Origin of the sequence: Paenibacillus sp. E194 (assembly GCF_000935845.1) — a bacterium.
Classification (GTDB): domain Bacteria; phylum Bacillota; class Bacilli; order Paenibacillales; family Paenibacillaceae; genus Paenibacillus_B; species Paenibacillus_B alvei_B.
Genome location: NZ_JMDX01000210.1, coordinates 1 through 10,171, shown reverse-complemented (window position 1 = coordinate 10,171; position 10,171 = coordinate 1). Strand labels below are relative to the sequence as shown.

The following is a 10,171-nucleotide window of genomic DNA, read 5'->3' as shown; positions in this document are numbered from 1 at the left end:
ATCATGTCATTTACAGGGCATTTTGACACTTGTGCTTGGCTTGAAGATTGGAGTGGCGTTATGTGTGCTCGCCGCTCTGGATTACATGTACCAACGATATGAATACGAGAAAAGCTTACGGATGTCAAAACAGGACATTAAGGACGAATTCAAGAAGACCGAAGGTGACCCTCTTATTAAGGGTAAAATTCGTGAAAGACAGCGGCGTATGGCACTCATGCGCATGATGCAGGAGGTTCCGAAAGCAGACGTCGTCATTACGAACCCGACGCACTTCGCAATTGCATTGAAATATGATGGTGGTGCGATGGAAGCACCGGAGATTGTAGCCAAGGGACAGGATTACGTCGCGCTCCGTATTAAGCAGATCGCCAAGGAACACGGCGTCATAACGATGGAAAACAAGCCGCTCGCCCGTGCTTTGTATCAGAGGGCCGATATTGGCGATACCGTTCCGGCCGATTTGTTCCAAGCCGTGGCTGAGGTACTGGCATACGTATACAAAGTAAAAGGCAAAGGCAATTGATTAATCTTGATCAAGGATGGAGGGTGCATTCCGTGAAAACGAGAGATTTATTCGTCTTGGTCGGTATTATCGGTATCGTACTCATGATGGTTTTACCCATACCGACCTGGTTGCTTGACATTTTACTCGTAATCAATATATCGATCGCGCTCATGATTTTGCTCATTGCCATGAATACGAGGGAAGCGTTGAACTTCTCGATTTTCCCGGCTATGCTGCTCATTACGACATTGTTCCGACTCGCACTGAACATATCCACTACGAAGCAAATTCTTACGAATGGCGAAGCTGGTGACGTAGTTGCCACATTTGGTGAGTGGATAACCCAGGGAAATATTGCGGTTGGTCTTGTCGTCTTCCTCATTCTTGTCATTGTACAGTTTATTGTTATTACGAAAGGCTCAGAGCGGGTCGCTGAAGTATCAGCACGCTTTACGCTCGATGCGATGCCGGGTAAGCAAATGGCAATTGACGCAGACTTGAATGCAGGACTTATCAACGAACAGCAGGCCCGTGATCGCCGTGATAAGATTAGCCGAGAAGCGGATTTCTATGGCGCCATGGACGGTGCCAGTAAATTCGTAAAAGGGGATGCGATTGCAAGTATCATCATCCTGCTTATTAACTTGATCGGCGGATTCATTATCGGAATGGCGATGCATGGAAAATCATTTGGCGATGCGGCATCTACTTATTCGATATTGTCGATCGGTGATGGACTTGTCAGCCAGATTCCAGCGCTTCTTATTTCGACCGCAGCAGGTCTTATCGTAACAAGGGCGGCATCTGATGGAAACTTGGCAGAAGATTTGCGAGCGCAGATGTTTGCTTATCCGAAGCTGCTCTATATCGTATCAGGGACGATCGCGTTACTTGGATTACTTACGCCAATTGGAATTGGATCTACGATTCCATTTGCTGTCATTCTTGGGATTGCCGGATATCGGATGCAGAAGAACATCGATGAGCGGCAAATCGAAGAAGAGCAGCTTGAGGAAGAACTGCAGATTGAAGAAGTGCGCAGTCCAGAGAGTGTAATCAATCTGCTGCAGGTTGATCCGATTGAATTTGAGTTCGGTTATGGACTTATTCCGCTTGCGGATACACAGCAAGGCGGGGATTTGCTCGACCGTATTATTATGATTCGACGCCAATGCGCATTAGAGCTCGGCTTGGTCGTTCCTGTCATCCGCATTCGAGACAATATCCAATTGAAGCCGAATGAATATGTCATCAAGATTAAGGGCAATGCGGTAGCCCGCGGGGAGCTTCTGCTCAATCATTATCTGGCGATGAATCCCGGTTATGATGATGAATCGGTGTCAGGAATCGAAACGGTAGAGCCGGCATTCGGACTGCCAGCATTATGGGTGGATGATGCGATGAAGGAGCGTGCCGAATTGGCGGGATACACAGTTGTAGATCCGCCTTCTGTTGTGGCTACGCATCTGACTGAAATTGTTAAAAAGCATGCACACGAGCTTATTGGACGTCAGGAGACGAAATCGCTTGTTGAAACGGTTAAGGAACAATATTCTGCTCTTGTGGATGAACTGATTCCGAATGTATTGACGATCGGGGATGTTCAGAAAGTTCTGGCGAAGCTGCTGCGAGAGAAGATCTCGATTCGCGATCTCGTAACCATATTCGAAACACTGGCAGATTACGGTACATATACGAAGGATCCAGATGTACTAACTGAATATGTGCGTCAAGCGCTTGCTCGCCAAATTACACAGCAATATTCAACTCCAGGCGAGACGCTGCGTGTGATCACAATTGGACCAAGCTTGGAAAAGAAAATTTCGGACAATGTGCAGCAGAATGAGCATGGTTCTTACCTTGTTCTGGATCCGAATACGACACAGCAGGTATATCAACGCATGAGTGAACAGATTCAGAAGCTGCTTCAAACCGGACATTCGCCGATCATGCTGGCATCTCCGAATATTCGCATGTACTTGCGGCAGCTCATGGAGCGTGCGATGCAGGATGTGCCGGTTCTGTCCTACAATGAGCTTGAACCAAATGTTGAAATTCAAAGCGTCGGAGTGGTGAATGTATGAGGGTGAAAAAATACCTCGTCGAAACGATGCCGGAGGCCATGAGTCAAATCAGGCAAGAACTTGGTAAAGATGCGGTCATTGTCAGTACCAAAGAAGTTAAGACAGGCGGTATTCTTGGCATGTTCCGTAAGCGAGCTATTGAAGTAGTGGCGGCGGTCGACGAACAAGCTAAGCCTACAGTCAAGTCTTCCACAGATCCAAATACGCCTCCTGTTAATGGGGCGATGCAATCGTATGTTCCTTCATCGGTTGCTCGCTCTATGTATGGGGGAGGCGGCAGCAATGCTCAGTCTGCAAAAACTGTGGAACGTGGAACCGCCCAAATGCAGGGAGATGCAGTTGGGCGCATGCCGCAATCAATGAGCTCTAATGGGTCGGTTCAGCCCCCAAATTCCATGCAGCCGGCTGATTTAGATGAAGAGAGTACATCTGTGCCATGGACGCAGCTTCCGTTTGCACGGTCTGAACGGGCCGTTATGCCGATGACATCGATTGAACAAGATCCGACTGACCCTCATTTACAGAAAGAATTGGCTGAAATGAAACGGATGATGCGTAAAGTAATGGAGCGCGTCAATTATGATTCATGGTCAGAGAGCGCACAGGAGGTAGAGCGTCATCTCAGGCTTCAAGGATTGTCGCAAGAGGCTGCATATGGATACGTGCAGCAGGCTTGGGAGCAATGCAAGTTGAACCGTGAAGAAGAGCCTGATTCTGATGTGCTGAGGGGCTATGTGAAAGATATCGTAGAAGAGAAGCTTCAGTCGCATGTTGTTCATGGATTGACACCTGCTACCCGCATTTTGTATGTCGTTGGGCCGACTGGTGTAGGTAAGACGACGACGATTGCGAAGCTGGCTGCAGATCAAATGTTCCATCACCAACGCAAGGTAGGTCTAATAGCTTCTGACACCTATCGAATTGCAGCTGTTGAACAACTCAGAACATATGCATCGATATTGAACGTTCCGATGGAGGTTGTGACCTCGCCCAATGACACGGAACGGGCATTGCGGGCGCTGCAAGGCTGTGATCTGATCATTATGGATACAGCAGGGCGCAATTTCCGAAACGATATGTATGTGAATGAGTTGAATACGATGCTTAAGCCATTCCCAGACAGTGAGACATTCCTCGTCTTGAGCTTAACTTCCAAGACAGAAGATATGATCGCTATATTGGAGCGTTTCTCAAGACAGCGCATCGATCGGATCATATTCACGAAGGCGGATGAGACAGATACATTCGGTGCTGTGCTTGAACTTGCAGATCGAACGACGATTCCGTTCAGTTATATAACAACAGGACAGAATGTCCCGGACGATATCGAGCCGTTCCAGGTGGATGAAGCGGTAAGACGAATAGTAGGTGCATGACGAAATGAGCTACGATCAAGCAGAAGGACTAAGACAGTTGGTAGAATCCCGTCATGAAAGAGTTGGTTCCACGGTGTCATCTTGGATGGCGCAGGGAAGCTCTGAAGTTCGATCTGCACGTATTGTTGCCGTTACGAGCGGTAAGGGCGGCGTGGGAAAATCCAACTTTACGTTGAACTTCGCGCTGTCCCTCCAAGACGCAGGATATCGAACACTTGTATTCGATGCGGATATCGGCATGGGGAACATTGATGTTCTGCTCGGTGCGACATCAGGTGTGAGCCTCATGCACGTCTTGCGAGACGGGCACTCCCTGCAGGATATTATTCAGGTAGGTCCTCGAGGAATGCACTACATTCCAGGAGGCTCCGGGTTCCAAGAATTATTGGATATGCCTTCCGTTCATATTGAACACTTCATCCAAGAAATGGAGAATTGGTCATCACAGTATGATGTCATCTTGTTTGATACGGGAGCGGGCCTGAGTAAGGAGACGATGCAATTTCTCTCAGCAGCGGATGAGACGCTTGTTGTAACCACACCAGAGCCAACGTCAATTGCGGATGCCTATGCACTGATTAAGGTCGTTTCCGCTGCGAGACCTGATCATTCGTTCCGTCTTGTCATCAATCGAGCTTCAGATTGGAAAGAGGGAAGCCAGACGGCTGAGCGATTATCAACGGTAGCGGAGCGATTCTTGGATCGTCCGATTCCGACGCTAGGGATTTTATATGATGATCCCCATGTGATGCAGGCCGTAAAGAGGCAAATCCCATTCGCCATTTTGTATCCACAATGTATAGTTGCCAAGCAGCTTCGTGAACTAGCCAATGCTTACATTCACGGAATCGGGCAGACTGGACAAGCTGGAGGGGTTAAGCAATTTTTGCGGAAATGGCTGGGCAGATGGTCCTCCTAAATGTAAGGCATGAAGAAATGGAGGACGCAGCATTCACAAATGGCTGCTTAGGGAGCGTGATGAGAAATTGACAACCAAGAAAGTGCTTGTCGTGGACGACTCGGCCTTCATGCGAACGATTATATCTGATTTAATTATCCAGGATCATTCCTTTGAGATTATCGGTACTGCCTCTAATGGTGCAGATGCTGTACACAAAGTGATGGAACTGAAGCCAGATGCAGTGACGCTGGATGTTGAGATGCCGATTCAGAATGGCCTCGAAGCACTTCAGAGCATAATGACAGATTGCCCTACCCCGGTCATTATGCTGTCAAGTTTAACAGAAGAAGGGCGCTCGGAGACATTATCCGCACTTGAATATGGAGCTTTTGACTTCGTATGTAAACCAAGCCCTGCGGGTGGAACGAAAGATATACATAAGGTTGGAGAAATGCTGCGGGAGAAGCTGCATACTGCAATTGCTTCTCAAGAAAGAAAGCGTCAGCTGGAACGATTACGGGAACAAGGGGAGCGGCTGAAGCGGGAGTACGCAGCTGCTTTACCGACAGAAGAGCTCGTCCCAAGGCTTCCGCATCAATCCGGTTTGAAGTCTCGTACAGATGATGGGAACAAGCTGAGTGCGAAGAGTCCAATTACTTCTAGAGCGGCTGCAAAATTGGCAGCGAAGGAAATGCAGACACAGCGCAGCATGGAAGATACGCCGATTATTGGCCGTACTCGTGTGGGGAAGCCAGTCGCTCCGAATGCGAACGAGGAGTTGCATCCTATACGTAATCACGAAGAGCGCCTAGATGTCACGCATCCGAGTGCCTCAGAATTCGTTGGAACAGCAAATGCAGCCAACTCAACGAGATTTGAGCAAATTGTTGCCATTGGGACATCGACGGGCGGTCCGCGTGCATTGAAGGAGCTGTTGTCAGCATTACCTAAACATATTCCCGCACCGATATTGGTGGTTCAGCATATGCCGCCTAATTTCACAAAATCATTAGCTGAACGTTTGAACAATTACAGTGATATTGAAGTAAGGGAAGCGCAGCATGGCGATGTGCTGCAGACTGGGGTAGCTTATATTGCACCAGGTGGCATGCATATGATGGCCGTGCGCAATACAGAGGGGACTTATTCGATTGCTTTATCCAAAGGTGAGCCCCGCAACGGACATCGTCCATCAGTTGATTCCCTGTTCGAATCACTACTGCCGTTGAAGGGACTGAAACGACATATCGTGCTGTTAACGGGAATGGGTAGTGACGGTGCGAAAATGATGAAACGGTTGGCCGACGAGGGCGTAACTTCAACCTTTGTCGAAAGTGAAGAAAGCTGCGTCGTCTTCGGCATGCCGCGCGCGGCAATCGAGTTGGGATGCGTATCGCAAGTCATTCCACTACATCAGATGGCAAAGTCCATTACACATGCAATGAAATGATCAGATACTGTTGTGCAAATCGTTAAAGGAGGTGTTCGAGCATGGATTTGAATCAATATTTGTCCATGTTTATTGACGAAGCGAACGACCATTTGCAAGCGTTGAACGAGCACATGCTAGAGTTGGAGAACCAGCCAGACGATGTTGGGATCGTGCAAGTCATTTTCAGGTCGGCCCACACCCTAAAAGGGATGTCAGCGACAATGGGGTTTGAGGATTTGGCCTCATTAACACACCAGATGGAAAATGTATTGGATCTTGTAAGAAACCAACAGCTCGCGATGGACTCCTTCATTTTTGATACGTTATTCCGAAGCTTGGATGCTTTAGAAGCTATGGTGTCCGATATAACTAACGGTGGAGAAGGCAAGGCAGATGTGACGGCAATTGTTGCAGCTCTCCAATCGATTGTCAAAGGCGATTACAAGAAGGAAGCTTCTTCCGCAGACGGAAGCTCCGCAGATGATGCTGAAGAGCAGAATGAGCGGCTTGATGAATTCCAAAGAAGTATCTTGGAACAATCGGTGGAAGCAGGCATGCATGTGTACTACATCCACATCCGATTGCGTGAAGATTGCGTACTAAAGGCAGCTAGAGCCTATATGGTATTTCAGGTGCTAGGGCAGTACGGTGAAGTAGTGAAGTCGAATCCTCCTGCACAGGACATTGAGCAGGATAAGTTCGACAATGGCTTTACTGTATTCTTTGTCAGCGGTGAAGAGGCCGAGCGATTGCAGCAAGAGATCAGACAAGTCTCGGAGCTGGACAGCGTACAAGTACAGCCATTCACGCTTGAAGACATCCGCAATTGGAATAGTCAAATCGAAGAAGTACAAGCAGGTAGACAAGAAGCAGCAGCAACTGCAGCGCCAGCCAAGCCAGAAGTGAAGACAGAGCAGCCAGCGGCGTCCGAAGCTGCGTCTGCGCCTGCACGAAAGCCAAGCAGCACGCAAGCAACTGGAAAAGCAGTTGCGAACCGGACGATTCGCGTAGATATTGAACGGCTCGATGTACTGATGAATCTACTAAGCGAAATGCTCATTGATCGCGTACGGCTCGAGCAATTGTCAGGTGATCTCAAGCATCATGATTTGACAGATACGGTGGAGCATTTGTCACGAGTAAGCTCTGATTTGCAAAATATTGTGCTTAAGCTGCGCATGGTTCCTGTTGATACGGTATTCAGCAGATTCCCGCGGATGATGCGTGACTTAGCCAAATCACTCGATAAGAAGATAGACTTTATTATTACCGGTGCTGAGACAGAGCTTGACCGTACCGTAATCGATGAGATCGGGGATCCACTTGTTCACTTGCTGCGTAATGCAGTCGACCATGGTATTGAATCTATTGAGGATCGTATCGCAGCTGGCAAGCCAGAAACAGGGACTGTTCATTTGCGGGCTTTCCACAGCGGCAATCATGTCTTCATCGAAATTGAAGAAGATGGTCACGGGATCGACCGTGCGATGGTGTTGAAGAAAGCCATCAAGAATGGCGTTGTCACCGCGGAGAGAGCAGCTCAAATGAGTGATGAGCAGGTGTATATGCTGCTATTCGCATCTGGATTCAGTACGGCGGAGAAGGTCTCGGATATATCTGGCAGGGGTGTTGGACTGGATGTAGTAAGATCCAAGATAACATCTTTAGGTGGACACGTCATTGTTGAGTCTAAGTTGGGACAAGGAACGAAGTTTATCGTACAGCTCCCGCTTACATTGTCCATATTATCGGCCATGCTCTTCCGTTTGGGAAGTGAGAAATATGCGATTCCGCTTAGCTCTATAGTGGAGACAAGCATGGTCAAGAAAGAAAAAATACGCCGGGTTCATGGTGGTATCCGGATGGTTGATTACCGAGACAGTGTAATCCCTCTTCTATCACTCAGCACACTTTTCGATTGCCCGAATTATTCGGATATGGAGGAAGAAGAGGTTGAGATCATCATCGTACGCAAAGGTGACCGTATAGCGGCATTGGCTATCGATGACTTTATCGGTCAAAATGAAATTGTTCTGAAGCCATTAGGAAGCTATTTAAAAAATACGCCAGGCTTCTCAGGAGCAACCATTCTTGGTGATGGACAAGTTGCATTGATCATTGATCCGAATGCGTTGCTGAAGTAATCCTCAATGTCTATTTATGATTGCAAAATAGTCATATTCAAATGAAGGAGGACGTGACATGGCAGAGGAGTTAAAGGTCGTTGTCTTTACGTTAGGGGAAGAAGAATACGGAATCGAAGTTGAAAAGGTAAAAACGATAGAGCGTATGCTTCCTATCACACGGGTTCCGAAAACATACGACTTCATTAAAGGTGTTATTAATTTGCGCGGGGTTGTTGTTCCGGTCATCGAGCTTCGTGGTCGATTCGGATTGCCGTCTGCAGAAGTGACGGAACAATCTCGTATTATTATCGTAGCTTATGAAGATTTGGAAGTTGGCTTTATCGTGGATAGCGCCAATGATGTTATTGATATTATGGACGAAGATATCGAACCGGCTCCAGAGGTTGTGGGCGGCATTCAAGCCAAATACTTGCGCGGCGTAGCTAAGATTGGGGATGACCGTTTACTTATTATGCTCCATTTGGCCGAAGTGCTGAATAAGAGTGAAATTATTCGATTAGAACAGCTTGAGGCATAACAGCGTGCACTTATTCGAACGTCTCGGAGAGTTCAAGCTGGATGTTCTGAAGGAAGTCGGGAATATTGGTGCTGGCAACGCCGCAACGGCACTATCCCGGCTGCTCAACCGACCGATTGATATGGCTGTACCGAAGGTACGGCTTCTGCCGTTCGAGGAAATTGCGGACGAGGTTGGTGGCGCAGAACATGTTGTGATAGCAATATATTTTCGTGTCGAAGGAGATGCGCCAAGTCATTTGTTCTTTATGTTCGATACAGATGCCGCAAAGCGTCTTTTGTCGCACTTGGAAGCATTGCCTTCAGATACGAGTCAATGTTTCAATGACATGGAATTGTCCGCCTTGTCGGAGATCGGCAACATTTTAGCAGGTTCTTACTTGTCTTCCTTGGCAGATTTCACTCATATGGCGATGTCGCCAACAGTTCCTCAGCTTGCTATCGATATGGCGGGCGCAGTGCTCAACTACGGAATACTGCAATACGGGGAAATGGGAGACAGCGCGTTGCTAATCGATACGAAGTTTTTGCAAGACTGCGATGAAGTGCAAGGAACCTTTTTCTTAATACCTGACCCGGACTCTTTTGACAAAATATTTGCTGCATTGGGAGTGCCATTCGAATGATAGAAGAGTCGACGGTTGTAAAAGTCGGAATGGCTGATTTGCAGGTATGCCGTTTCGGTTCCTTACGGACGACCGGTCTCGGTTCGTGCGTTGGATTGACGTTATATGACCCGGTTGCCAAAATTGCCGGAATGGCGCATGTTATGCTGCCGTCTTCGGATATTGCTAGAGAGGGGAATCGCAACATCGCCAAGTATGCGGATACTGCCATTCCAGAATTGATACGCCGTATGACAGAAGCGGGTGCTTCTCTGTCCCGGGTTCATGCGAAGATGGCTGGAGGCGCCCAGATGTTTGCTTTCGCTTCGAATAACGATATGATGCGTATCGGACCACGGAATGTAGATTCCTGCAAATTGATGTTGGAGCAATACAGTATCCCGCTTCATGCCGAAGACACAGGCGGCAATTATGGGAGAACGATAGAACTGTTCTGTGATGACGGGAGACTACACATTCGCAGCGTGCAGATGGGTGAAAAGGATATATAACATAAGAGGAACAATACGTTGGAATTACATATTCGGTGCTGTCGGATCTATCTTTGCCTTAATGGTGTCATGGAGCAATAATGTTTGGTC

At 47.8% G+C, this 10,171-nt stretch carries 9 protein-coding genes; all 9 read left to right on the top strand.

The features are described 5' to 3' along the window. The coding region (locus AZ66_RS22450) for an EscU/YscU/HrcU family type III secretion system export apparatus switch protein (protein WP_044356884.1) at positions 1-526 on the top strand (526 nt) is incomplete at its 5' end. A 32-nt stretch (positions 527-558) separates the two neighbouring features. After that, positions 559-2,592, top strand: coding sequence for a flagellar biosynthesis protein FlhA (flhA, locus tag AZ66_RS22445; protein WP_021256538.1), 2,034 nt, complete (start codon positions 559-561; stop codon positions 2,590-2,592). Beyond that, positions 2,589-3,968 carry a flagellar biosynthesis protein FlhF gene (gene flhF, locus AZ66_RS22440; RefSeq protein ID WP_021262451.1) on the top strand — a complete coding sequence of 460 codons (1,380 nt, stop codon included), beginning with the start codon at positions 2,589-2,591 and terminating at the stop codon, positions 3,966-3,968. The genes flhA and flhF overlap by 4 nt, the downstream gene beginning before the upstream one ends. A gap of 4 nt (positions 3,969-3,972) precedes the next feature. Next, positions 3,973-4,887 carry a MinD/ParA family protein gene (locus AZ66_RS22435; RefSeq protein WP_021262450.1) on the top strand — a complete coding sequence of 305 codons (915 nt, stop codon included), beginning with the start codon at positions 3,973-3,975 and terminating at the stop codon, positions 4,885-4,887. 67 nt (positions 4,888-4,954) lie between these two features. Continuing rightward, positions 4,955-6,319 carry a protein-glutamate methylesterase/protein-glutamine glutaminase gene (locus AZ66_RS22430; protein ID WP_021262449.1) on the top strand — a complete coding sequence of 455 codons (1,365 nt, stop codon included), beginning with the start codon at positions 4,955-4,957 and terminating at the stop codon, positions 6,317-6,319. A 41-nt stretch (positions 6,320-6,360) separates the two neighbouring features. After that, positions 6,361-8,445, top strand: coding sequence for a chemotaxis protein CheA (locus AZ66_RS22425; RefSeq protein WP_044356882.1), 2,085 nt, complete (start codon positions 6,361-6,363; stop codon positions 8,443-8,445). 58 nt (positions 8,446-8,503) lie between these two features. Further along, complete coding sequence (locus tag AZ66_RS22420; protein WP_044356881.1) at positions 8,504-8,965, top strand: chemotaxis protein CheW; 462 nt, start codon at positions 8,504-8,506, stop codon at positions 8,963-8,965. 4 nt (positions 8,966-8,969) lie between these two features. Next, positions 8,970-9,590 carry a chemotaxis protein CheC gene (locus AZ66_RS22415; RefSeq protein WP_021256533.1) on the top strand — a complete coding sequence of 207 codons (621 nt, stop codon included), beginning with the start codon at positions 8,970-8,972 and terminating at the stop codon, positions 9,588-9,590. Then, positions 9,587-10,081, top strand: coding sequence for a chemotaxis protein CheD (locus AZ66_RS22410; protein ID WP_021262447.1), 495 nt, complete (start codon positions 9,587-9,589; stop codon positions 10,079-10,081). The genes AZ66_RS22415 and AZ66_RS22410 overlap by 4 nt, the downstream gene beginning before the upstream one ends. Positions 10,082-10,171: the final 90 nt, after the last annotated feature.

What these genes read in the sequence shown, in the direction of transcription:
- AZ66_RS22410 (WP_021262447.1), top strand. Translation starts at nt 9,587, where the DNA reads ATGATAGAAGAGTCGACGGTTGTAAAAGTCGGAATGGCTGATTTGCAG.
- AZ66_RS22425 (WP_044356882.1), top strand. Translation starts at nt 6,361, where the DNA reads ATGGATTTGAATCAATATTTGTCCATGTTTATTGACGAAGCGAACGAC.
- flhF (WP_021262451.1), top strand. Translation starts at nt 2,589, where the DNA reads ATGAGGGTGAAAAAATACCTCGTCGAAACGATGCCGGAGGCCATGAGT.
- AZ66_RS22420 (WP_044356881.1), top strand. Translation starts at nt 8,504, where the DNA reads ATGGCAGAGGAGTTAAAGGTCGTTGTCTTTACGTTAGGGGAAGAAGAA.
- AZ66_RS22435 (WP_021262450.1), top strand. Translation starts at nt 3,973, where the DNA reads ATGAGCTACGATCAAGCAGAAGGACTAAGACAGTTGGTAGAATCCCGT.